At 59.2% G+C, this 24,596-nt stretch carries 16 protein-coding genes and 3 pseudogenes; 5 read left to right on the forward strand and 14 right to left on the reverse strand.

What is annotated here, in order from left to right:
• The first annotated feature begins 24 nt into the window (after nt 1-24).
• Nucleotides 25-1,521 (forward strand): O-antigen ligase family protein, encoded by a 1,497-nt coding sequence (locus OJA40_RS15165; protein ID WP_263811043.1) that lies wholly within the window; start codon nt 25-27, stop codon nt 1,519-1,521.
• A gap of 152 nt (nt 1,522-1,673) precedes the next feature.
• Here OJA40_RS15165 and OJA40_RS15170 read toward each other — a convergent pair whose 3' ends face one another.
• Nucleotides 1,674-2,249, reverse strand: a complete 576-nt coding sequence (locus OJA40_RS15170; protein ID WP_263811044.1) for a tyrosine-type recombinase/integrase — start codon at nt 2,247-2,249, stop codon at nt 1,674-1,676.
• 527 nt (nt 2,250-2,776) lie between these two features.
• On the opposite strand from OJA40_RS15170, the gene OJA40_RS15175 reads away from it, so the two are divergent.
• The gene (locus OJA40_RS15175; protein WP_263811045.1) at nt 2,777-4,312 is read left to right on the forward strand and encodes a carboxypeptidase-like regulatory domain-containing protein; all 1,536 of its coding nucleotides are present in this window, start codon (nt 2,777-2,779) and stop codon (nt 4,310-4,312) included.
• Between the two features lie 1,295 nt (nt 4,313-5,607).
• On the opposite strand, the gene OJA40_RS15180 is transcribed toward OJA40_RS15175, so the two are convergent.
• Nucleotides 5,608-6,564 (reverse strand): ParB N-terminal domain-containing protein, encoded by a 957-nt coding sequence (locus tag OJA40_RS15180; protein ID WP_263811046.1) that lies wholly within the window; start codon nt 6,562-6,564, stop codon nt 5,608-5,610.
• An 84-nt stretch (nt 6,565-6,648) separates the two neighbouring features.
• The gene (locus OJA40_RS15185) at nt 6,649-7,548 is read right to left on the reverse strand and encodes a hypothetical protein (RefSeq protein ID WP_263811047.1); all 900 of its coding nucleotides are present in this window, start codon (nt 7,546-7,548) and stop codon (nt 6,649-6,651) included.
• Nucleotides 7,549-7,956: 408 nt separating this feature from the next.
• Here OJA40_RS15185 and OJA40_RS15190 point away from each other — a divergent pair, with 408 nt between their 5' ends.
• On the forward strand, nt 7,957-9,654 hold the full coding sequence (locus tag OJA40_RS15190) for a hypothetical protein (RefSeq protein ID WP_263811048.1): 1,698 nt from the start codon (nt 7,957-7,959) through the stop codon (nt 9,652-9,654).
• A 99-nt stretch (nt 9,655-9,753) separates the two neighbouring features.
• On the opposite strand, the pseudogene OJA40_RS15195 reads toward OJA40_RS15190, so the two are convergent.
• Nucleotides 9,754-10,662 (reverse strand): annotated as a pseudogene (locus OJA40_RS15195) (transposase).
• A gap of 116 nt (nt 10,663-10,778) precedes the next feature.
• Here OJA40_RS15195 and OJA40_RS15200 point away from each other — a divergent pair.
• Both OJA40_RS15200 and OJA40_RS15640 read left to right on the forward strand, forming a co-directional pair.
• Nucleotides 10,779-11,417: a hypothetical protein gene (locus OJA40_RS15200; RefSeq protein ID WP_263811050.1), complete on the forward strand. Its 639-nt coding sequence runs from the start codon at nt 10,779-10,781 to the stop codon at nt 11,415-11,417.
• 285 nt (nt 11,418-11,702) lie between these two features.
• A pseudogene (locus OJA40_RS15640) lies at nt 11,703-11,864 on the forward strand (IS982 family transposase); the annotation flags it as partial.
• A 269-nt stretch (nt 11,865-12,133) separates the two neighbouring features.
• On the opposite strand, the gene OJA40_RS15205 reads toward OJA40_RS15640, so the two are convergent.
• From OJA40_RS15205 to OJA40_RS15250, 10 genes and pseudogenes are all read right to left on the reverse strand, one after another.
• The gene (locus OJA40_RS15205) at nt 12,134-12,427 is read right to left on the reverse strand and encodes a hypothetical protein (RefSeq protein ID WP_263811051.1); all 294 of its coding nucleotides are present in this window, start codon (nt 12,425-12,427) and stop codon (nt 12,134-12,136) included.
• Between the two features lie 33 nt (nt 12,428-12,460).
• Nucleotides 12,461-12,967: a Uma2 family endonuclease gene (locus tag OJA40_RS15210; RefSeq protein ID WP_263811052.1), complete on the reverse strand. Its 507-nt coding sequence runs from the start codon at nt 12,965-12,967 to the stop codon at nt 12,461-12,463.
• 237 nt (nt 12,968-13,204) lie between these two features.
• On the reverse strand, nt 13,205-13,867 hold the full coding sequence (locus OJA40_RS15215; RefSeq protein WP_263811053.1) for a thermonuclease family protein: 663 nt from the start codon (nt 13,865-13,867) through the stop codon (nt 13,205-13,207).
• Between the two features lie 33 nt (nt 13,868-13,900).
• A complete protein-coding gene (locus OJA40_RS15220; protein WP_263811055.1) occupies nt 13,901-14,905 on the reverse strand; it encodes a DUF4268 domain-containing protein in 1,005 nt (334 codons plus the stop codon).
• A gap of 138 nt (nt 14,906-15,043) precedes the next feature.
• Nucleotides 15,044-18,061 carry a type I restriction endonuclease subunit R gene (locus tag OJA40_RS15225; protein ID WP_263811056.1) on the reverse strand — a complete coding sequence of 1,006 codons (3,018 nt, stop codon included), beginning with the start codon at nt 18,059-18,061 and terminating at the stop codon, nt 15,044-15,046.
• A 57-nt stretch (nt 18,062-18,118) separates the two neighbouring features.
• Nucleotides 18,119-19,528 carry a restriction endonuclease subunit S gene (locus OJA40_RS15230; RefSeq protein ID WP_263811057.1) on the reverse strand — a complete coding sequence of 470 codons (1,410 nt, stop codon included), beginning with the start codon at nt 19,526-19,528 and terminating at the stop codon, nt 18,119-18,121.
• Nucleotides 19,529-19,645: 117 nt separating this feature from the next.
• Nucleotides 19,646-21,652: a type I restriction-modification system subunit M gene (locus OJA40_RS15235; protein ID WP_263811058.1), complete on the reverse strand. Its 2,007-nt coding sequence runs from the start codon at nt 21,650-21,652 to the stop codon at nt 19,646-19,648.
• Between the two features lie 97 nt (nt 21,653-21,749).
• Nucleotides 21,750-21,965, reverse strand: coding sequence for a hypothetical protein (locus OJA40_RS15240; RefSeq protein ID WP_259249049.1), 216 nt, complete (start codon nt 21,963-21,965; stop codon nt 21,750-21,752).
• Complete coding sequence (gene parA, locus OJA40_RS15245) at nt 21,958-22,596, reverse strand: ParA family partition ATPase (RefSeq protein WP_259095291.1); 639 nt, start codon at nt 22,594-22,596, stop codon at nt 21,958-21,960. The genes OJA40_RS15240 and parA overlap by 8 nt, the downstream gene beginning before the upstream one ends.
• 119 nt (nt 22,597-22,715) lie before the next feature.
• Nucleotides 22,716-24,596, reverse strand: a pseudogene (locus OJA40_RS15250) (hypothetical protein); the annotation flags it as partial.

The following is a 24,596-nucleotide window of genomic DNA, read 5'->3' on the forward strand; positions in this document are numbered from 1 at the left end:
GAGTTACACCAGGGCGCACGAGCTATGAGTAATCCAGATCCAGACAGAGCTTCAGAGATTGGTTTCAAATGGCTCAGTTGGGAGAACGCTGATGGGGGAGACTTCCTCCTGGTGCTGATCTGCGCGTATATCGCTCTCGTCCCTGCGCTTTCTTTCGTTCCATCCCTGGAGCCGTACAACGAAAAGCGAGCGCTCCAGATTGGGGTTCTTCTTGCTGCGGCAGCTGGCGTGCTAAGAGTCGGGTCGGTGCGCGGCCGATGGCTGGAAACGTTCAAAAGCCTTCCTTTGACTGCCCGGTGGGGACTGGGGGGAGTGCTCGGCTTGGGGATCTTATCTTCTGTGTTGGCGCCAGCCCCGTTCTATGCCTTTCTCGAGGTGGGGCACTTCTTTCTCCTTTTCGTGGTGGCGGGAATCGTAGCATCTGAGGTCCGCCGTGCTCCTGGCCGGGTGCAACAAATTTTGCTTGGTACCGTGGTCTCGGGCGGAGCGCTCTACACTGTATACTTCGGGACGGGATATTTCTCACATCTTGCAGTTTCTGGCGTCAAGCTTTGGCCAAACGGAGGCACGAACTACGTAAATATACGGATCTTCAATCACTACCAGACGGTAACGCTTCCGCTTTTTACGGGTGTTTTTCTGCTTATCTCTAAACGCCGATGGATCGGCAAAGGGTTGGCCTTCATGCTGATCGCGCTGTGGTGGGCGTTGATACTCGCCTCCGAAGTTCGTGGTACTGTCATCGCGGTAGGCATCGGTGCCGCCGGTGTTGGTCTCTTTTTCAGGCGCCAAGCGAAAACCTGGATTGCGGTCCAGTCTGCAGGCCTTCTCACCGGACTTGGCCTGTACTACCTCCTTTTCACCGCTGACGCGGCTCCTCCAGTCACAGGTAGGCTCGCAGACCCAGATCAGTACTCCGGCCGCCTCCAGCTCTGGCGCGTGTGCCTGGAGATGGCATGGATAAATCCCGTCTTTGGAATCGGCCCGATGCATTTTGCCTGGGCGCCGTACCCATATGTCGAACTTGCCAGCCCACATAGCGCGCTCATGCAGTGGCTGGCAGAGTGGGGACTTCCCTCCACTCTTGCCACGGTTTGGCTTGCAGTTTGGGGCCTGTGGCGGTGGATCAGGCAAGAGGCAAGCCAGAGCGCTGTGGAGACTTCTGAGGCCGTGAGGGCGTCCTTAGTTGCATCTGTCCTCGCGGGAGCGGCCCACTCCATGGTGAGTGGACTCATTGTTGCCCCGCTAAGCCAGATGCTTCTTGCACTTGTCGGGGGATGGGCGTGGGGGCGCTACAGGCCCACTGAACATGCTGATCAAAGGACGGGGAAGGGTTCTGCTATCAAGCCCCACTTTCTGCTGAGCGCGCTACTTGTGGGTTCGATTGTGCTCGTTGGGAGTAGCTTCAAGGATCTTGCTACGATAGAAGAGCGGCGATCGGCGTACCCTACCTACCAGGAGAGGTTCTCTCCAAGATACTGGAATCCAGGACATATCGGCCTTCAAGAACTCGATGTGTAGGTGCTCTGGTGCAGAGCCGAGCGGCAGTCGCCTGTATCCGTGTTGTGCCGACCTCGGTGTAGAGACTGCTACGTTGATGCGTGTGCAGAACCGTGGACTGAAGCTAACCTCGCTTCGATCTTTCGGGCAGACACGACCTTCTCTTTACCCAATCAGAGACCCTTCATGGCTCCCTCCAGTTCTTCGTCCACGACGTGCGTGTAGATCATCGTCGTCGAGAGATCGGAGTGGCCGAGCGCCTTCTGGACGAGCCGGATCTTTCCAGCCGATCGGTAGAGCCGCGTGGCAAAGGTATGCCTCAAGGTGTGCGGGGAGACGCGCTCCACTTCTTCAATGCCTGCATCCCGGGCATACCGTTTGACCGACCGGCGGAGGTGGGAAGTCGCCACCTGCGTTCCCTTCGACGTCGGTAGTAGGTAATCGGCTTTCGGGGCTTTCTCTTGCCGCCGGTCCATCCAGCCTTGAAGCTCCTCCAGAATCTCTTCTCCGATCCAGAGCGTCCGGTCCTTCGCGCCTTTTCCCTCTCGGACCATGAGCTTCCCGCTCATCAGATCAATACGCTCGGGCCGGAGCGCCGTCGCTTCGGAAGCCCGGAGACCGGCCTTGAGCATGATCCGCATGTAGAGGTAGTCCCGACAGGGGCCGAAGTATCGCTGGTTGGGCTGAGCCAGGAGCCGATCGGTTTCTTCCTCGGTGAGAACCCGAGGTAGCTTGTCCGGGCGGGCCATCGGGCGAGAGGTGGGTTGGAAAACGGTCTAGAAGTGAGGCAAGACTCTCTGCTTCGGAAGAACCCGCCAACCGCCCAATTGTTACGCTTTGCCCTCTTTCCGTAACGCATGCGCGGCCTTAAACGGCATTCCCACCAACTGGCGGAATTGCGTAACGCATTCACGATCGGTCCGGCTCCCCTCCGCCTAAGAGAACTCTCCTCTACGCAGGTATCTCTTCATCTGCTACTCCTGAGCTGTAACCCTTCAAGGCGGTTCTCCCCAAGTGGGAGGGACTCACTGCGCGATGGGCACTGACACAAAGCATCACTGCACTCCAAGCGCCGACTGACTTTCCTTGACAGAGGCCTTGGTAGAGGTCCGGGCTCGATCTTTGTCCTTGCTTCGTTTGCAAACGGACCTCCTAGACATAACATTATGAATTGTTGAAATTTTCGGTACCTAATTTTACAAACAGCGCAGCGAAGTCCACACGCCGCACTACTTGGTTTTCAAGGCCTCTCGTCTTACCTGTCGCTCAGTCGCCGATGCAGTCGAGCACTTCCCGAGTTTGGTTTGTCCTTGCGCTTTTCTCCCTCTCAATTCTCGTCTCCTGCGACTCAGGGGGAGGCACGCCCGAGCCGGATGAACCTTCTGAAGTAAGCGTGGAGGTGACCGGTACAGTCACGTCGGCTGAGAACGACGAGCCGATCGGTGGCGTCTCTGTTGAGGTCCTCCGGGCCGACAACGGAAATACCTTGGCGTCCGCCACCACTGACACCACTGGAAGCTACGAGGCTACGTTTACGATCGAGGAGCCTAGCGCGCCAGACCAGATTCGGCTGGAGCTGTCTGCCGAAGGGTTCGTAGACAAGGAAGTCTCAACCGGCTTCCAGCCTTCGGTCAGCGAAGACGTGACGCTTGAGGTTATGTCTGTGGAGGCAACGGCCTCCGGCACGGTCACGGACAGCGACACAGGAGACCCGATTGAGGGAGCCTCTGTCACCGGCACGCGCCCTGACGGTGGTGAACAGCTTTTCGAGGCGACTACCTCTTCGGATGGGACGTACGAGGCGACCTTTGAGGTGGCTGACGAGCCGAGTGAGGTCACGATTCAGGCAGATGATGAGAACTTCGAGTCTGGAGAACAGGTCGTCAGCTTCGGCCAGCAGATTACCACTGACTTCAGCCTTCAACCCGCAACCACCGAGGTGACTGTTTCAGGGACGGTGAGCGACTCAAGCAGCAGCGACCCGATTGAAGGAGCTACCATAACTGGAACTCGCGTCGATGATGGAGATCAACTTTTCGAAACTAGCGCCGCCTCAAGTGGAGAATATGAGTCATCATTTACTGTAGACGCACCCAGCGCGCCCAATGAGCTACGGGTGGAGGCCAACGCGGATAGCTTCAGGGCGGAAGAGAAAACCGTCGGCTTTGCCTCTTCAGTAAGTCAAGACTTCGAGCTTGTAAAGAACAGATTCTCTCTAGACTTGAGTGTCGACGGAGACGGCTCAATTGAGACTAATCTGGTATCTGGTGACCTGAGTGAAAATGGGTATCTCCTCGGTTCAGAGGTAGAAATTGAAGTTCTTCCCAACGGAGAGAATATATTCTTCGGGTGGTCTGGAGACATAGATAAGAGCGAGAATCCAGCAACTATAGAGATTACGGAGAATACTAGCGCTACCGCGGAAGTAGGTACCCCACAAGATGGATTGAGTCTGGGTATAGGACTCGTTCAGATAGGGTCTACGATTGATGAGGCTTCCTTTTCCCTTTCAAACGATTTACCTGAAGAGGTAATCGTGACTGGGTTTACCCTGCTTGACCAAAACGACACAGAGGTTATAAATACGTCTGATAACCTGACAATAGACCAAGGCGACTCAAGTGGATTTAGCGTGAGCTTTGGAATAGGACCGACTCCGGAAGAATTTGAGCAGTATCAGACGATATGGGAGTTTGAGTTCAGAGGAAGTACCTTCGAGAAAGAGGTAGTGGTTGGAGACGTGTACTCCCCATCTGATCCATTCAGCTTGGATAAAAGCGCGAACATGATAGAGCTGAGGGTCGAGGAGTAGCAGGTATCAAGCGGCTTCGACTTCCAGGACACCTGACAAGCAATAATGAGCGACTACCCGGCGCTTCAGTGGGAAGAGTAAAGCCGATCCAAGGTGGTGCCACAGGCTGGGAAGCAGAAAGGCGTTCAGGTCGACGTGAGCGTCTTTCGGGCGAGTGTGTTTTCCACCTTCAGGTCTCGGTGCCCGGTCTAGCGGCGCTTCCTAGAGCCCTGGGACCTCCCGAAACTCCTCAACGCGGCACGAGAATGCGACCGATGTCCCGCCCGTAAAGGCGGGTTTTTACTCACTAGAGCTCGGTTCAGCAGCAAACTGCCGAGCAGGAGGCTTTCCCATCTGGTAGAAGTAGCCGCCGATGAGGTCATCTTTCAGCTCCTGTAGGACATGCTCCTGCCGCCCTGCCCCGGTCAGGGGAGCCCAAGCCACCGCTTTTTCTCCGGCCAACCGCGAGGCGGCAGCGAGTGCTCCGCCCGAGCCCCGCCTCGAATATCCCACCTGCAAAAGCTCATGGGTGTTGGGGTCCAGCACCTTGTACAAAACCGGAGTGCCATTTCTAGACTCCCTCAGCTCCTTGCCCGCAGCGCTCCAGCTCATTCCCTGCCCTGTGCCCCTGCAGCCGGCCAGGGAGGTCCAGCGTTTTCCCATCCATAGCTCAGAATGGGGTTCCCGCTTTGGGCGAGGCAGAGGGGCGCTGCTCGGCCGGATCCGGTAGGGGAATCCCACTTCGGGAAATCCCACTTTGGAGCCCTCGCCCGCGAGCTGCTCTCCTTCCCAAACCGTGCTGCGGCGGTGGTTTGCGACGGAGGACATCCGCGCCTCCAGGCGGTACTCCCACAGCAGGCGCGACTCGAGGCCCTTTCGCCACTGCGCCGCGTCTAAGCGAGGATCTCTCCGCCCCTCGTGATGGGCCGCGTAGAAGGAGATCTCGTACTCGAGCCCATAGGCTTCTCGCAGGTGAGCGAGGCGCCGGGCCGCGTGCTTGGTGCTGGAAAAGTCCCGCGCCGAACGCCGGTTTAGCCGCGCCCAGGTGCCCAAGATCCGCTTCGATAAGTCCGAGCACTCGCCTACGTATACCATTTGCCCTAGGCTAGCGGATCGGATCCGGTAAACTCCAGGCGCATCTGGAACAGTTGTCGGAGTCCTGCCAGTCGATGTGGCCCGGGCGGCGTTTTGCCACCGGGACCACTTGAGGTTACACCAGTCTGAGGAGAAGCACTGCATACGTGTGGTTTCTTACCGTGTGGGTTTTTGACGTGTGGATTTTGGACGTGTGGGTTTTTGAAACCGGATGCTCGGGCTCAGCTGAACAGGTCCTGCCCGCCTGCAGGCTTCCTAGCCGCAAGCTCAGGGAAGCTCTCGTTTGAGCGCCAGCGCAGCTGCTTCATCGGACGCTCGAGGCAGTACCTGTTCATCGCCTTCACCAAAAGCGCGAGCTTCGCCTTCCGCGAGAGGTTGTCGTAGCCCTTCCGCATCTTGTCTTTCAAGAGGCTGATCGGGTTCTTCGCGCCTTTCTCTCCGTACTCCTCTTCCCAGTCGACCGCCGGGAAGTTCTTATCGTAGAGGAAGCCGTCGAAGAAGTAGTCCGCCCGCACCGGGAAGGTGGGCTTGTAGGCGAAGTAGGCAAATGCCATGAGGCTCCTCGGCATCTTGCCAGCCAAGGCGCCCTTGTCCGAACCGGTCTTCTCGATCGTCTCAACGAGGCGCTTGCGGCAAGCCGTCGCGATGTCGACGATGACCGAGTTGCTGACGTTTTCGTAGCGGTGCAGCTCCTCGAGCCGGCCCTGCTTCCAAAGCGCAAGAAGCCGGCAGACGGCTGCCATCTCCTCCGCGCTCTTGAAGCCCTCGATCCGGAGCACGTCCGCGCCGGTCCGCTTCACGCCCACGTCGGCGATTTTGAAGGCGTCGGGATCGAGGCCGAATGCAACCAGGCACTCGACGCTCTCCCCTCGCCCGAGCTGCGTGATCGCCTTCAGGCGGTGCTGGCCGTTTATGAGCTTGTCGGTATAGGAAAACGCGATCGCGTCGGGGCTTACCATCCACTCCCCATCGCGCATTTGCTCCGCGTACCGGTCGACGCGATCCTCCCGCACCTTCCGGTTCGAGCGGTTTTTCTTCAGCCACTCCTTTGCCATTTCCGGAGTGACCTCGACAACCGCACACTCGATGTCCTTCTTGCTTCCAGGGACAGCGTAGCCAATCGCATCTTCCGGGACGCTAGATAGAGAAATGGGGCCCTTGGTGTCGCTGTACTTCATGTAACTGGGTTTTTGTAAGCGTTAAAGTGGTAGGTAAGAGCTTCCGGTCAGGCAGGCCTCGTGTCACGGGCTATGTCATAGGCTTCATGCCGTAGGCGGTGGCGTGTTGGGCGTCTGAGCCGTGTCGTTCCGGCTCGGCGGCGCCTGGTTGGGCTGCTGCCCGCCTTGCTGAGGCTGGCCGCCTTGCTGGGGCTGCCGGCCGTTGCGCTGGCCGCCTTGCTGAGGCTGGCCATTGCTAGCCTGCCGTGGCTGCCCGTTGCTGGCCTGGCGCGGCTGCTGCTGGGGCTGCTGTCCGCCTTGGCGCCGCTGCTGGCCGCCGCCACTATTGTCTGGGAGGTGCTGGCGCGGAGGAGCTCCGCTGCCGCCCTGCTGGCCGCCGCCACTGTCGTTCGGAAGGCGGGGCGGGTCCTCTTCCTGAGCCGGAAGCCCAAAGACGTCCTGCCGCACCTCCTTGAACGTGTCGATTACGTCCTGGTCGGTGTCCGGGTAGCGCTGGCTAATCACCGCCTCGGTGCCCTCGTGCAGGTCCGTGAAGAGCACGTTCTGGCTGTTGCCGCTGCGGCGCTCGTCCGGGAGAGTGGGCTCGATCGTGAGGATCGAGCTAGGGTTCTCAATCTCCGCAAGATCCGAGAGCAGGCTCTTCGACGTGTTGGTGAAGAAGCCGGTCTCGATCATGATCGTCCCTTCGCCCGTCTCCACGCGCAAGCGCAGCTTGTGGGACGTCCCGTAATCGTTTGTCCGCGTGAAGTGGCTCACGTCCTCGACGCGGCCCGCGACGCAGCGAGCAGGCGGCCGGATCGGGTTCTGGTCGTCGTCGAGCATGTGGCCGTAGTCGAAGCTCTGGCGGTTGAGGAAGAGATACTGACTCTCTCCCTCCGGGCTGGTCTCTCGGAAGCCGGTCTCAATGCCGTCATCGCTGGCGTCCTCGCTGAGAGCGGCCTCAAGGGTGTCCAGAAGAGCGTTTACGTTGGGGTGGTTGTCCATAGTGGGTAGTGGGTTGGTGGTTGGAAAAATGTCTTAGGCGCTAAAGCCGATTGGCTCTCCTGCGAGCCAATGCTGGCCGTAGCTGGTGTTGTGAATGAGCTCGATTCCTCCCATTGGCTCGAATAGGCCTCGGCGGCCTGTCGTCTCTGGCTGCCAATGGACCTGGACAATGGCGTACTCGCCGCCGGTTTGCCCAGGAAACGCGACGCGAGGCAGATTGGCCGCCTCGCTGAGATCGGTGATGGGCTCGAAGCCCAAGTCTCTCATCTTTGGCCCGATCAGCTTTGGGGCGTTGGTGGGGGCTAAAATTTTTGGCCCCAAATCGGTTGCGCGCCCTGGCAGCGCGCACAGGAAGAGCAGTCCCGGCGGGAGGGAGTGCGCCAAAGCGCCGAGCAGGCCGCGGGTAGCATGTCCGCTGGCGGCCTGGCCGGCGCTATTGGCATGTTTGGGGTGATGGCCAGCGCGGTCATGGGCGGGCCGAAGGCAGGCCGGGCGGCCCTGACCAAGCTGGGCAAGAGCCTGAAAGGCGGGAAGGCCGACGACGCGTACCAGGCGCTCAAAGGCGGCAGCAAAAGCGCCGACGAGGGCGTAACCAGCGCCAAAAAGCTCGCAAGGAAACGCGACGACTTCACCCAGGGAGCCAGCGCGGACAAGGCGCTTATCGGCCAAAGCCGCGCGGAGGGCCAAACCGACTACTTCGAGAAGGCCGTCAACCAGTCTTCAAGTGGCCTCACCGCCGGAGAGAAGGTCGGCGCCGCGGCCCGCCGGGAGGCGGAGGCCGCGGGGATGGAAGGCGGCTCCGCGAGCATCAGCCGCTTTCTCTCTACCTCCGGCCTGAAGCCCGCAGCGAAGCTACAAAGGCGAGGCAAGAGCTGGCGCGAGACGAAGCAGGGCAAGGGCGCGTTCAAAACCTTGATGGACGCAGACCGCGGGAAGCAGCGGAAGATGCTCGGCGACATCGCGGCGGACGCGACCCAGGAGGCCGCCGCCACGCTTCCGGCAAGCTACGCGGCGGACTCCGCGTTAGGGCTCACCGGCGCGCCCTCCGACGAGGAGTTCTACGACGTCGGCGCCCAGACGGAAGCGGCGGTGGAGTATCTCCCGACATTCGCGGCCTACGAGATCGGAAGCCGGGCGGCCTTAGGTGGGGTGGGCGCGGCCCTGCAGGGCATCGGCAAAGCCGCGAAGAGCTACATGTCTGGCTCCGGCGGGATGGGCGTGGCCCAAACCGTAAGCAACGCCTTCACCGCTATCTCGGACACGGCCAAAGCGATGGGCAAGGCCGGCTCCGAGGCGGAGACGCGCTTCAATCAGCGGGTCCGCGGAAGCGGCTCGACCGCGGAGATGGTCAAGCGCGGATACGAGCAGGCCGGGAAGTACATGACCGACCGAAAAGGCGCGCTCAAGGACCCGGCCAGCCGCCGCCTCGCCCGCGGCGACTCGAAGGTAAAGCGCAACCCGGCGGAAACCAGCTCCACCCTCCGCGGCGCAAAGCAACTCTTCGACCGCGAAAGCGGCCGCAACGCCATCACGGAGATGGCCATCGGGTCCTCCGGCCGCCCGGAAGACGAGGCGGTGGCGGCCCTGCAGGACGTCAAGTCCACGCTCTTTAGGGAAGGAGACCAGCCTCGCTCCCGTGTCGCCCGCATGCTGGGCGGAGATGCGGTGAGCTACGGCGAGCTGAAGCGCTCGAACATCGAGATGGCCGAGGAGACCCAGCGGCAGATGCAGTCGGTGAAGGAGGGCCTGGACGACGCGCGGCGCCAGGTCGAGGCCGAGGCCGGCAACGTGACCAACAACAAAGCCGCGGGCCTCATCGGGTCGATGGCCGAGCGCGGGGCAGAAGGCCTCCGGGTCTCCGGCTACATGAAGAAAGGCGGGGAAGTGATGCGCGTCCCGACCGGCCAAGACGCGCGGGCCAGCGCCGAAATTACTAAATGCTCTGAGAGTTGCTGCGGCAAGAAGACTGCTGCGGCAAAAGGAAAACGCCCGGCACTCCCACCAAGGAAGCCGGGCGTCAGTGCTCATGTGGCACTGCGGAGAAATGGATCGGGATTTTCGGTCCCTACTTGTGCTTCGAAGACACGCCCAGGGACCGAAGCATAACGCCTGCCCACTTGCTTCACTTTTTCTTCTTGTTTTGTTTACTCCGGCGTCACAGTTCCTGTTGAAAACCCAGGGTGGGGTTTTGGTGCGTTATGTGAATCAGGGGTTGAGAGCGAGGATCAGCATCGCAGCAGCGAGCCGACCGAAGGCGTGAGCGAGCAGTCCCTAGTATGAGCGCACCTTCGAGGCCCGCCGAATCCCGGTTCTCTCGTTGATCCAGTTGAATAGCGACTCGATCGGCCGGGAGAATCCGGCTTACAGCCTTGGAAAACAGCTTATCTGCCGCCGGAAGGGTCTTCTGGCCCTTGTCCTTCTCGGGCCAGAGTCAGCAGATCAAGGTTCTGGTCCTCCGCGAGCCTCTCTTTGAGCGGTCCTTCGCAGCAGGCCTTGTCTCCACAGAGAACCCCGCCTTCGATTGTCGGCAAAACGCGCCGGAGAGCGCGAAGATCGTTTTCACTTCCGGGTGTCAGTCCGGCCCGCTCCGGAATCGGAAGCTGCTCGGATCTGCGCTCGACGACAAGATGGAGTTTCACGCCGTGAAAGAAGATATCCTTAGAGGAGCAGTAACCGACCGGTGCGAGCCGGTCGGAGGCCACCGTTGCCTGGGAGGCCCGCTGTCCCTTCGCCAGCATAATCGGCATCGAGTCGGCAATGCGAATCATCCCATCTCGGGTCTTTTTGCAGCCGACTTCGGAGAGGGCCTCTTCAACCATCGGAGCAAAAACGGCGCTCAGCCAGCCCGGACGGCGATTGTAGCTCTGATAAGAGGGAAGATCCGGGAACCACTCCGAAAAATGATCTTCCACGTATTCGTGAATCTCGCTGATGGTCTTTCGCTTTTTGATGAGCCCGAATACGTAAATCGTCAGTACCTCCTCGTCGGTAAACTCCGGATCGCTATTGTTGCTCTGCCGCTGGGCCGCCGCAGCGAGTCGGCCTCCGAACCGACAGGTTCTTGCGCTGGCAGATGAACAGGTAGATTCGAACAGGTGTAGAAGTAGCGTCCATGTCTCCAAGGGCGGCTTAGCAGAAAGATGTTTGGTTGCACCTTTCTTCAAGCCGCCTGCGGCGATGTGGTTTTTCAACCCCTGATCGGCGTAATGTAGATTAAAAAAACAGGACTCATGTGTAGACATTTCGGGTATGCATCAATCTTATCAATTGTACTGATACTTGCTTCCTGTAACGATTCTACTATAAATGGATTCGAGTGTAAAGGAAAAACTGATAACTTAACTAAAGCACTAGGAATCAACATAGAAAATATCAGTAATGCATGCGGTGGATACGATAAAAAAATGAAGAGGTCACCGCTTTACATATATGGCCTACCTAACGAGTCCGAACATCACGTAAGATCTTTACGAGCAAGTGCAATACTCGACACGGTTAGATTAGTTAACCTTGCAAACAGATATTCTGGCGAAGCTTTGAGCGAAGGTGAAAACCTCAGAGACTACTCACCCTTTAACGAAAAGTACCAAAATATTAAATCAAAATATGAACATTCAGAGGAATGGGTCAAAACTGGAATTGACACTACCAATGAAGAGGGTAGTTTTTATGGTAGTAACTACTACGTTGAAGAAAGATGGAGAAAGGCAAAATTATCGACGGAAGAAAAAATAGATGGTAGGGCAGAGGTAAAGCTACAAAAGAGGCTAATCATAGAAACAAAGTCTGTTCCCGGAAAAGAATACAAGGAGTCTGATAATATATATGCGGTGGTACTCCTTATAGTTAGGGATTCTGCTTACTACTGACAAGTTATTCGTTAGATGTCAGGTAGGATACGTGATAGGAGAAGTCCAAACAGTATAAGAGCCGAACCATCATCTCTTGCACAGCGAGGAAAGGTGATTCTCACTGCGCCCACTCCAACCACTTGATCTATGTCGATAAGACCAAACAAGAGATATCAATTAATTAGAGCAGATAGAAGACTCGGCTATCCAACCAGATGGGGCAGTCGCGACATCCCCACCCACTCCCACGACATCGGCGGACGGGGCGCCCCGCCATGGGGTCACGCGTCCGGCGTCTCCCCCCGTACCACGCCCCGTGCGGATCGGCAGCCGATCGAGTCGCTTTTCAACTGGATCAACGAGAAAACCGGCATTCAGCGAGCCTCGAAGGTGCGTTCCTACCAAGGTTTGCTCGTATATGCATTCGGTCGGCTCGCTGCCGCAATGCTCCTGCTCTCAAACCCTGATTCGCATACGTTATACAAATCCAGCAATCACCGAGAGAAAGGCTCTACAGAAGGAAAGCTCGCCCACTGCGGCGGGCTTTTCGTATTTCGGGCCGGTTTGGCTACACAACGTTCCCGGTTCCGTCTTGACTTTGTGCCACGCGTTGCGTCAATTTCAAACGCGCGACACATTTCGTTCGCTAAGACGGTGGGGGTGTCGCGTCGCCCGGTCAGAATCGGCCGGGCGTTTCCATGCCACTCATCTCTGTGCTACTCGTCGGAGGACAGTCAGGGCTGATCTCCCACCTCCCCACTGGCGTTCCTAAGCGCCCCGGCACACGTCTCTAGTCGAGCCGCGATGTGGCGGGCCTGCTCATCCGGACGCGGGAGCTCGGCCTCGTCGATCTCCAACTCCTCCGGCAACTCCTGCTGGCGGAGCCGGTGCCGGACGGCCGCGAGGTCTCCGGCGCACGCGTCCAGAACGTCGAGCACGGCGGTAATCGCTTCCGACAAGGGCACGCGGGCCGCGCCGTCGCCCTCCTGAGGTTCGTCTTCGCCAATCGGAAAATCAGAGTCAGGCACGATGCTACCTCGGTTGTCTACAGCTCCGCGTGTCTACAACTCGCTCGGAAACTCCTTTGCAATGCCCGACGCCTGAAGCTTTTCCTCAGCGAAGAAATGGACCTCTCCCTCTTCGGTCACGATCCATACCTCCTCGGCGCCGGCCTCCTGGTAGAGCTTTCGCTTCTCTTTCATCTCGTCCCAGCCACCCGGCCCGGACATCACCTCGATGCAAATTTCCGGCGCGACGGTTGGAGGGTCGCCAGCGCCTTCCATTTCCCGTACACGGCTCTCGCTCGCCCACGTGACATCTGCCTGGCGCACTCCCTTCCCTGTGGTAATCGGGCACTCTGGAAATACCTCTCCTCCAGTGAGGACGGCGTCAAGCTTCTTCTGGATTGCGCGCTGGAGCTGGGAGTGGGAGAACCGACGCGGACTCAAGACAATCTGGCCTCTGTGGTTGGTCTCGGTCTTGTAGGGAAGATCGCTGAGAAGCGGGTCGCCCACAATCTCCTGCCACCGCTTTTGGTGCTCCTCTTTTGCCGTCGTTGTGGTTGGCATGGCAGATGGCTGATTATTCGAAGCAGGATTGAAACGCGGGCAGTAGCAGGTGGGTTCTCGGCAGGCGCCCTGCCGACTGGGAGAAGGCAAGGAATAGAAAACCCGGCCTGTTCGGGCTGGGCCTCAACTCGGGCATGTGAGGCTGGCTATGCCATCCAAATCACTCCAAAGAAAGTAAGTTGCGACGTCCGCAGGAGGACCGAGGCCGCTCCCATCACCACTCGCGGAGACGCTATCTCACATGTTTCTCCCGCCAGGTAAGCTCTCGCAAGCCTGGCCGTCTCCATCTCCGTCCAAATTGTGTGGGTCGCCCGGCTGGTGCCGTTCAAAAAACCGCTGGGCTTCCGGCTGGGTGTCGAAGTCCGAGCAGTCGCGGTCCTCTACCGATGTCTCGCCCGGCCCTGACGTGCGGTCCCGCCACTCCCACGGTGGGACCGGATTGCCCTGTGACCACAGGCCACGCTTCGCGTTGCGGGCCTGGCGCTCCAGCCTCCTGTACTCGCTTTCGTTTGGCGCGTACTCGTCGTAGTGCCACGCCAGTCCGTCTCCGATGAGCATGGCCCCAAGGTCACCTCCCTGAATCTCTATGGAGGCTACAGCGCGGCCGTAACGGCCGATCTCTTCGACGTCAACCCGAACGTCCTTCCCGCCGACGTATCGCCGTGCGGCCCTTGTAGCAGCTGTCCCATAGGACTGCGAGGACTCCGGAGCGTCAACGCCATGGAGGCGGATGGTGACCTCCCCATCAGCGGAGCGGCGGACGTCGTAGGTGTCGCCGTCTTTGACCTCTGTGACGCGGGCCGTGAACGTCTGGCCCGACTGTACCTGAGCTTGGGCCGCAGAGAGCGGAACGGCTGCGCAGAGGATGATGGCGGCTAGAAGGAGTCGAAAGCGCTGCATGGCGACAGAAAAGGTCTGGGTCGCTACAGATGATTAGCTTTCCTCAATCCTCGCCCTCTCTGAAGCTTGAGGACTCCATTCGCTTGCGTCCAGCTCCCGAAGCCGCGTTGAGAAGGCCCGGTGGAAGGCGCCGAGGAGCTCTCTCATCCGGCTGTGTTGCTCGGGCCACTCGTCCCGATCCATCGGGTCGGCCTCCCACTCGTGCTGGACAACGCACACCTTCTTATCCGGCTTTGGGAGCCAGCTCAGCTCAACGCCGATCTCCCCTTCGATAGCATCCTTCTCTTGCCTCAGCAGGTGGAAAAGCGGCTCGGCTTCCTCCTGGTCTTTCAGCGCTAGCTGAACGGCCACGCGCTGGTCCCGAGTGTTGACCCGTGCCGTGAGTTGGCATCCCGAGCGGCCGACGGCATAATTTGTCCAGTGCTGTGGCCTGGGCGTGCGCGGTTGGACCTGGCTTCCCTGCTCCTCAAGGCGTTCGGAGAGGGCCGTCCAGTAGTCGAGTTGAAGCTTCTTTGTCTCTGTAAGCTCCCCGTCCCGGCCCGAAGCGCGCGAGACGGTTTTCGACCAGTCGTTGGGCTTCGACGCAAGGTTAAACTTCGGAGCCACCGGAGAGCTGCCGATCTGCCAGAGCTCGATCTCGATTCCGAAGAAGCTGATCTCCTCTTCGGTGACGCTATTGAGCCAGTCAAGCGCGGCGCGGTGAGGATTGCGGACCTGCCGGGCAATCCAGATGATCGTCACGGCGTCCAGGCCCGCGGCGTACGTCAAGAGCTGGCCCAGGTGACCATGGTCTGTCAGGTTGAGCTGATTTTCGATCAGCACCATCTGGTCGTCGACCGTGTCCCTGCATAGGATGTCCGCGCTGAACGGGCCGACGTTCTTTTCGGTGCCTTCGAGCTCAAGATCGAGGCCGATCGTGCTAGCAAGGCGGCTCAAGTTCTCTTCTTCCGCCAGCCACGGGGTGAAGTCTTGGGCCTCATCCGGCCATACCTCGCGTGGGTCGACCTTCGCGATGTTTCCCAACTCGGGCGTTTCCATGCTTCGTGTTTGGTCAGTTTACTGGATAGGCTTCCGTCGCCATGATAGGCTTCCGTCGCCATGAAGAGAATGAGGACACGGGACGTGCAGTATGTACGTGCCGCGTAGGCTCCGATGGCGACGGCTGGAAACGAGAGGCTATTCTTTTTCCACCTCGACCTCCTCTCGGACCCGGTCGAAGAGAAGGTCAAACAGCATCTCCCCGAAGGCCTCATCGTCGGTGATCTTCTTGTAGAGGCGGAAGTTCTTGTCGATCATCCCTTGGAGCTCAGTCTCCGCGACCTCGTCGAACGTGAGGCGGGCATCGTTGGCGCTGTTGACCTCGATGCTCTTTTTGATCGCGTCGCGGTCCCGGACGTTTTCCTTCAGGCGCTCGATGAAGACCCGGTCGTCTTCGTCGAAATCGTAGTTGTCGAACCGCTCGTTGAGCAGCTCGATGATTTTTGAGAGCGGCTCTGGCTCCGGCTCGCCCGGGCCGGAGGTTCCTGCCGTCTCCTTTTGAGGCGGCAGTGGCTCGGAGCCGCGCTCCAAGTCGATGCCCTCCTCGCTGGTTTTCTGGATTCGGATCGACTCCAGGTCGACGTACTGTGTCAGCTCGCTGGGCACGTCGCTGGGTTCAAGCAGGGCCAAGAGCTTCGACAAGAGAGGCCGGGCCAGCGTGTAGAGCTTCTCCAGCTCCACGTCCTCGAAGGAGACTACCTGCGCGAGAAACGAGTAGAGGCGAACAAACTTGCCCACCTGCCGGCGAAACTCCGTCTGCTCCTCCTCGGAGGCGTCTTTGTAGCGCTCGACGCACGTGTCAAGCCGGCTGTGAATCTCAGATTGGGTGCTGCCCGGGTCGTGCCAGATCTCTGCAAACGCGCCCAAGTCCGCGTCCTTGACGATCCCGTAGGAGCGGATCTGGTTTTCCAGGTCGTAGAGCAGGCTCGGGTCGGTGCCTTCACTTAGGGTCGTCTTCTCGTAGTAGGGCTCGAAGGCCTCCTCGATCTTCTCCCTGTCGTTTTCGAAGTCTAAAACCATCGTTTCCTCCTTCCCCGGATGGGTCCGGTTGAGGCGGGAGAGCGTCTGCACCGCGTTTACGCCGCCGAGCTTCTTATCCACGTACATCGTGTGGAGAAGCGGCTCGTCGAAGCCGGTCTGAAACTTGTTGGCGACGACGAGGAACCGGTATCCCTCCTGCCGAAATTTGCGGGCCGTTTGGCTGGTCGGGATGCCTCCGTTCATGGAGCGCTCGGTATGCTCAATGCCCCGGTCCTCAACGGTCCCGGAGAAAGCGACGAGCGCTTCATATGGGTAGTTCTGCTCATCTAGGTATCGGTCGAGGGCCTGCTTAAACCGCACGGCGTGGAGCCGAGAACGAGTGGCAATCATGGCCTTGGCCTTCCCGCCGATCCGGCCCGAGACGTTTTGCTCGAAGTGCTCGGCCATGATCTCCACCTTCTGCGCGATGGTGTGCTCGTGGGCGCTCACGTAGGACTCAAGCAGGCGGGTCGCCTTCGAGGCGTCGTACTCCGGGTCCTCCTCGATCTGCTTGTGGAGACGGAAGTAGTCGTCGTACGTGGTGTAGTTTTCGAGCACGTCGAGAATGAAACCCTCCTCGATCGCCTGCCGCATCGTGTACAGGTCAAACGGCTCGTGGGAACCGCCGGGCTGCTCCTCGCCGAAAAGCTCTAAGGTTTTTGGCTTCGGGGTGGCGGTAAACGCGAAGTTGCTCACGTTCGGCTGGCGGCCTCGCTTGCGCACCTCCTCTCGGATCCGGTCTTCGGTGTCAACGTCCACGTCGTCTTCCTCCTCGGCGTCTTTTAAGCTGGAGGCAGAAAGCGTGTCGTTCAGGTGCTTTCGGTACTCGCCGGTCTGGGAGCTGTGGGCCTCGTCGATGATGACCGCGAAGTTCTCCCCGCCCCGCTCCCGAATCGCATCAGCGACGTGAGGAAAGGTCTGGAGCGTGACGACAACGATCTGCTTTCCGCTTCTCAGGGCCTCCTCCAGCCCGGCGGCGCCCTCTTCGATGTCGGCCACCACGCCCCGCTCCTGCTCGAATTGGAGGATGATCTGCGCGATTTGCTTGTCCAGCACGCGCCGGTCGGTGACGACAATCACCGTATCGAAGACCGACCGGTCCGCCTCGTCGTGGAGGAAGGCAAGCTGGTGGGCAAGGACGGCGATAGAGATGCTTTTCCCGCTCCCCGCCGAATGCTGGACGAGGTAACGCTGGCCTGGGCCGTCCTCCCGCGCATCTTCCACCAGGCGTCGAACCGACCGCATCTGGTGGTAGCGCGGGAAGATCAGGGTCTCCTCACCGGTCGGATTTCCGTCCTCGTCGAGCTCCTCGATCTCGGCGATGAAGTGCTCCAACAGGTTGAGGACGCTGTCCGGCGCCCACACCTGCTCCCAGAGGTAAGCAGTGCGGTATCCCCTCGCCTTCGGCGGGTTGCCCTTGCCGCCATCGTAGCCCTTGTTAAAGGGAAGAAAGCTCGTGTCGTCTCCTTCTAGCCGGGTGGTCATGTAGGCCTCATCGCTCCCGACGGCAAAGTGGGCCAGGCACCGCTTAAACGCGAAGAGCGGCTCCGACGGGTCGCGGTCCGACCGGTACTGGTGGATCGCGTCGCGGTAGTTTTGGTCCTTGAGCGGCTCTTTGAGCTCGGCGGTAAAGAGAGGAAGGCCGTTGAGGAAAAGCGCAAGGTCGAGGGACTCCCTCGTGTCTTGGCTGTAGTAGAGCTGGCGGACGGCGCTGAAGACGTTGGCCCGGTACTTCTCTTGGAGGTCCGGGTTGCGGCTCGTGGTGGGCTTGAAGTAGACGAGTTTGAACCGGCACCCGTAGAGCTTCACCTCATCTCGGAGGACCGAAAGCGTGCCCTCTTCCTCAATTCGAGACGAGACGCGACCTAAGAGCTCTTCCCGGGCGTCTTCGCCAAACTGGTCCCGCAGGTCAGCCCACTCCCTGGGCTGGGTGGCGGCGATAAACTCGATCAGGTCATCTGGCAATAGGCATCGCCGGGCGTCATAGTCGCCGCTGGAGCGGCGCTCGTACCCGCCCGGGGCGAACGACTGCGCCTCGTGCTCGACCGATGCCTCGGCGGCCTGAGCCCCTGACTCGGCGGTGAGCGTCTCTTCGATGATGGACTCGAAGTTCTTTTCGGAGGTGCCAGTTGGCATGACAATGGTTCGCCTGCATGGAGGTGAACTGGTTCGAGTAGGCGACTTGCCTGTGGTCTATTCGGCCGGCGCCACGGCAACCTCTTCACGAACATCAATCTTGCCGGTCACTGCCGCCGAGATGAGTGCGGTGCGGTATTCCTTCAATCGGTCAATTCCTTCCTCCATGGTTGAGATTTGCTCATCCAGCCTTCCAGCCTCGCTATTAAGGTATTTCACCAACTGTTCCTGCTCATCCGTTGGTGGAAGGGCCACTATTAGATTCTCGATGGTGTTCGTATTCAAACCGCTGAGTACAGCACCTCTCTGCACCAAAGCGATTTTCGTTTGCATGTACCATGCCTCGTGGAGCAACCACTGCAGGAAGTGACGGTCAATCTTCTCCCATCTGAGCCGAAGCCTGATAGTGTCAGAGTCTATGATGCCACTTTGAATCCCCTTTGGGACGATCCGGCTATTTCCAATACTGCCTTTGCGAGTAAGAACTAAGTCCTCTGGTTGAAGCTCATATCGATCAGCCATTTCGTGGAATCGTTCTTCAGACAACCACCTATGACCTGCTTTAAATTCGCCAGATATTATATTTTCTTGTCCATAAACCTTATATCCGGTGTCCCGAGATTCGAGTCCTTTGAGCATAGATCCGTAGGGACCCATTTGGATACCGTCCTCCGGCGCAGTCGCCAAGTGCTTTAAACGAACAGTTTTCCATTGCGCCGGAATCTCTCCCAGCCACTCCACGCCGCTGTCCTGCATCTCCACGTCACTGTCGAGTCCCTTCGTGACGACGCGGCTGATGAGGGCCGTGCGCTTCTCCTCCAGCAGGTCGATGAGCTCTTCCTTCTTCTCGATGAGCGCGTCGATGCGCCCCGTCTCGCGGTCGAGGAACGTGGCGATGGCGTCCTGTTCGGGTGGGGATGGAACAGGCCACCGGAGGTTCTCGACAAAATCGTTGGAGACACGCTTTTGGCCACCAGCCCCATACATGGTAGACTCACCGATCTTCCTAAAGGGGTGTGACATCGTCACGTAGTACAAGAATCTTTCGTCCAGATCCGGCCCCGGACGCAAGACGTGGAGTTCTGTGGTGCCAAATCCGATCCCGTTCGTGAGATCGGAAGCAAGTGCACCCTTCCGGTTTTCAAAGCAGGGTGTGATCTTCGCCACCAGCACATCTCCATCGCGAAAATATGTGTATCCGTCTATCACCTCCTCAATCTCTTTCGTCTCACCGAGATCGAGTCCGCCATTTTCTTTGACGGACTCCATAGGGACGAAGGACACCTCTGTGGTGTCTGGGAGGTCACGGACCTCAGTTTTGGACGGTGAGGTCTCCAGTAGAAATCGGAAACGGGCTGTTTCCCAGTGAGCTGGTGCCTCATCAAGCCATTCTACTTCTGGATCTTCGTACTCGTCGTACTGCGGGCGAGCACTGGTCAGGTCCAGCGTATCTCCAGGTTCGGTCACGCTCATTGTCGGATCGTTGCTTAGAAGAGCTGAAAGCCGAGGTCACGGAGCTGAAGACGTGCAGATCCGGTCTCACCGCTGGTGCGTCTCAGTCGGTCACGCAGCGGGAAACGCCGATCATGCTGTCACCTCCTCCATCATGTCGACGATGTCGCGCTGCACCTCCTGGAGGTCCTCCTCGATTTCGCCCAGCGGGCGTGGCGGGTCGTACTCGTAGAAGTAGCGGTTGAAGTTAATCTCGTAGCCGACCCGGCCGACCTTCCCGTCCTGCTCGTCGGTGTAGTCCTCGTCGATGAACGCGTCTTCGACGTGGGGCTTCACCTCCCGCTCGAAGTACTCCTCGACGTCCTCCTTCAGCGGCACGCGCTCGTAATCTCGGAGGTCGGTGTCAGACATCAGCCGGTCTTTCGTGTCGCGGGCGGGCTCCGCGTCCGGGTCCTTCTCGGAAAGTGCCTCTATGATGTCGGTCCGCTTTTTCTTGCGGATGGAGATGCCTCGGGCGTCGAGCTCGCTTTTTAGATGCGAGCGGAAGTCCGCGTAGTCGTAGTGCGTTTGGTCTTCCATATCACGCAGCATCGTCACGACCTGCTCCTGCACCTCCTCGTCGAGGCGTCCGAAGTAGCGCTTGTCCCACACGTTTTCGATTCGCTCCTCCGAGGGGCGAAGGTTCACTCGAAGTGGCCGCTCGACGCGGATCCTGCGGTAGCCAAAGTCCTCGGTGTCGAAGATCTGTACCCGGCCCTCTTCCTCCCCATTTTCCTGGTAGTACTCGAACGAGTCGTAGAGCCGCACGATCTCCCCAATCTGCTCCTCAGAGAGGTAGCGGCGCTTATCGCCGAGGCTCTTCCGCATCTCCGTCCAGAGACCGGACGCGTCGATCAGCTGCACCTTGCCGCGGCGCTTGGGCGTTTTGATATTGGAGACGACCCAGACGTAGGTCGAAATGCCGGTGTTGTAGAAAAGCTGCTCGGGAAGCTGGATGATCGCCTCCACCCAGTCGTTCTCCATGAGCCAGCGGCGGATTTCACTCTCCCCGCTCCCGGCGCCGCCGGTGAAGAGAGGCGACCCGTTCATGATGATGCAGGCGCGTCCTCCACCGTCTGGCACCGGCTTCAGGTGCGAAACCATGTGCTGGAGGAAGAGAAGCTGCCCGTCGGACTTCCGAGGCGTCCCTGGTTCGAAGCGGCCAGCGGCGCCGCGCTCCGCCTCGCTTTCGACCTCCTTCTTGTCGCTTTTCCAGTCCTTGCCGTACGGCGGGTTTGCCAGCTGAAAGTCAAACTGCTCGTCTCGATGGGCATCGCCTGAAAGCGTGGAGCCGAGTTCGACATTGTCTGCGTCCCGGCCCTCCTCTGTTTTCATGTAGAGGTCCGACTTGCAGATTGCCCACGTCTGCGGGTTGACCTCTTGGCCGAACAGGTGGACCTGGGCGCCCTCGTTTTCGCCCCGAATCTCATCGCGGGCCGCCGTGAGCATCCCGCCGGTGCCGCAGCACGGGTCGCAGATCTTAAACACCTTCCCCGGCTGGCCGAGCGGCTTCTTTTCGCTGTCGAGCACAAGCTTGGTCATAAGCCGCACGACCTCCCGAGGCGTGAAGTGCTCCCCAGGGTTCTCGTCAAGGGCCTCGTTGAACTTGCGGATGAGCTCCTCAAAGATGAGCCCCATCTGCTCGTTGGTGATGTCGTCGGGATGCAGGTCCACGCTTGTAAACCGCTCGACCACCTGGTAGAGCAGGCCTGCGTCATCGAGCCGACGGATCGTGTTGCGGAACTCAAACTTCTCGATCACCTCCCGCATGTTCGGCGAGAAGCCCGCGATGTAAGTGTTTAGGTTATCCTGAAGCGGGCCGGGACCCTCCTGCAGAAGCCGCTCGAAGGTATAGCGGGACGTGTTGTAGAACGCCTGCCCGGCCTTCTCCCGAAGCAAGCTGTCCATGTTGTCCAGCTCGCCCTTGTACTTCTGGTACGCCTCCAAGACCTCATCCTTTGTCGGCTTCAGCACGCTGTCGATGCGCCTGAGCACCGTAAACGGCAGGATCACGTCCTGGTAGCGGCCCCGCTTGAAGTCGTCGCGGATGAGGTTGGCCGTGTCCCAGAGGAAGTTGACGACGTCGCTGTGGGTTTCCATCAGAACTGAAAAGCTGGCTTTGGCTTGGTGGACTGTCGAGCGTATGGACTTAGCGGTGTCCAGCCCGCACCTACTTTGGTATCAAGATATTTTGGTATCAGCCTATTTCCCTATCAATGATTTCCGCAACGAGATCTTTTACTGGCGTCTCCCTGCGCGCGCTCTCGACCTTGAGTCGGTGATGGAGGGATTTCGGAATGCGGACATTCAGCTGCGTCAACTCCTCTTGCTGAACATCCTCCTCTAGATCGGAGGTGTCCTGCTCACTGGAAACTGATCCACCCGACGCACTTCCGAAGGGATTATCACTCATGACCTAGGGTGCTGATTACGTTATCGGTAAGCGATTCGATTTCTGCGGCGGCCTTTTCGTCATTCATCTCCAGGACGGACTTGCCCTGTCCCATTGCTTGCGCGTAAATTACTCGGTCGCAAGTGCCGTCCCAAACGGCTGTCTCGAAGCGTGAGAGCACGTCCCTGACGGAATCACCAAGCTTGGTCCCAGCTTTCCTGCGAGAGACGACAAAGGCTGCCTTTGGCCCGCCTGTGACTTCCTGCCGTTTCTCAATGAGCCGTACGATTTCTTCAGTGGCCCACACGTCTGTCGGCGATGGCTGGACCGGCACGAGCGCGAGGTCCGAAGCCTTAATGATAGAGGTGTGCATCCGGTCAAGATGGGCGCCGCCATCGATGATGGCCACGTGAAAGGATTCCGATAATCGTTTCACATCCCCCTCTAAGCTGCTAGGCTGGTCGACTCCAAAGACTGGCGGGAGCTCATCCGGATCGGGACGAGAGGCCTTCCACGACTGTGCAGTGCCCTGAGCATCACAGTCGATGATGACCGCCTTCAAACCGCAGAGCTGGAGAGCACGAGCGATGTTCACGGCGATGGTAGACTTCCCAACCCCGCCCTTTCCGTGCAGAATGCCGACTACTTTCATATTATGATAGCATGTTATCTGACTATCTTTCTATCAACCTATAACAAAATCCCGAGAACGTCAACCACTGGTGCGCTGGGCAAGCTCTGGACATCCACACTGCAAGCTTACCGTGGCGGCTACGGCGTTTCCATCCCACGCTTCCACTCTCTTGCCGAGAAGCCCGCGTCCTTGGCTCTTTCCCAATTGTCAGGCACATTGCCCTGCGCGATTCGGCGCTTTCGCTCTTGATGCTGGCGGTGGAGATCCTCGACTGTGAGCGCGTCGCTCTTTTTGTCGCTACGAGACACAGGCTGCGCACCTGTGGTGGACGTATCCGAGGCGGGTGATCTGTCTTCCCTCATTGAGCGGCTTTCCGCACCAGGCGCAGTCTTGGACGTGTCCACCGGGCTTGACGTGTCCGGGCTTGTTGTCTCCGCTGTCGGATCGGCCGGTGGTGGCGTCTTTGGGCTCGTCGTCCTGCTTGAGCTCGTTGAAGATGTCGAGTTGGTCGTCGTTGTGTCGTTCCATAGTTTGGCCTCAGGGTATGGGTCAGTGGTTGTAGTGTATCCGTCGTCGGTGACTTGAATGTAGGTATCAGCGACGCGGTAGAGCTCGTGCTCGTGGGCGAGAAGAATGGGACTGGCAGGTCCAGTCTCATCCGGGACAGGCATCTCCTCTCCGGTTTGAGGGTCGATCTTTACGGCCGTCTCTCCGTCTTTGAGCCGGACGGCGCCTCCGCTGGCGCTGGCAATGCGGTCGTGAACGTTTTCCGGCGGCATCTCCGGTGCCTCGATCTTCTCAACCTCAAAGATGGCCGGGAGGAGCGTGTCTTTCCCGGCAAACTCGGTCAGCTCCTCCTGCTTGGCCGTGAGCGCCTCGTTGACCGCCTTCTCCAGCCCATCCGGGCGGCGGGCGGCACACTCCGCGCCGTCGTGCAGCCACAGGACCGGCCGAAACCCTGTTCGCTCCTCCGCCACGCCGATGAGCACGCTCATCAGCTCCTGCTCGTAGCTTTGGGCGTGGGTTGCCATCGCGCTTCGCGGCCCGACCTTGTTGCAGTCGTCTTCCTTCTCCCGCTGGAGGGTGACCTCCACCTCGATCTCGATGCCGCTGGGCGCCTCCAGCGTGTCGCCCGGCTCCAGGGCCTGGAGCTTCTCGTCTCGGGCATCGATAAGCTGCTGGATGACCGGGTGAGTCTTCAGGTGATCTCCTACGTCCGGTCCCAAGATCGGCTTCAGCGCCTTCGTCACGTTTGCCTGGATGGAGGGTGCGGGCATTCCGTAGACGGTCGAGTAGAGCATGATCTTCATCCCGGCCTTCACCTCCTCGTAGAGACCGGAGCCCTTCTCCGGAACCTCCAGGCCCTGCTCCTCGAAAAGTGGGCGGCAGTGCTCCATGAGGTCGTCCCAGATGGAGTATCCCTCTTGCGTAAGTGTTTCCAAGGCCTCCTCAGCGTCCCACAGCCACGCTGCAATCAGCAGGTGGGCCGACTTTAGGTCCACGTCATAGAGCCCCTCACAGAGGATCTCTCGGACTTCTGTGGGCAGGCGCAGGACCGATGGGTTGTGCCCGAAAATACGGTCGGTGCGCTCCTGCCTGGAGAAGCCGTAGTACGGTTTGTGCTGGAGGGCAATCTGGTGGAGGATCTGCTTGTACTGGGCCCGCTGCTGGTGGGCGAGTTTCCGCTTCTCGTGGCGGAGCCTGGCCTTGTAGCGAGTCACGTCGCCCTTGAGCTCTCCGTCGTCGGTTTTTTCGCACCCGCTGTAGTATCGCAGGAGTCCCGCCTCCTTTGGAGAAACTTCCACGTCGATCTCCATGCGGTCTACGTACTCAATCGCCTTTCCAATCTTGTCGTCGAAGCGAGCGAAGCGTCTGGACGGGACCTCGTTCATGTAGTTCCAGATCCGCTCGGCCATATCGGAAGGCGGCTGTAGCTCGAAAATCTCCTCCTCAATCTCCGCCCGGATGTCGCTTGCGTCCTGCCGGCCGACAGGATCGCCAGACAGGACATAAACGCG

Origin of the sequence: Salinibacter pepae (assembly GCF_947077775.1) — a bacterium.
In the GTDB taxonomy this organism is placed as follows: Bacteria; Bacteroidota; Rhodothermia; order Rhodothermales; family Salinibacteraceae; genus Salinibacter; species Salinibacter pepae.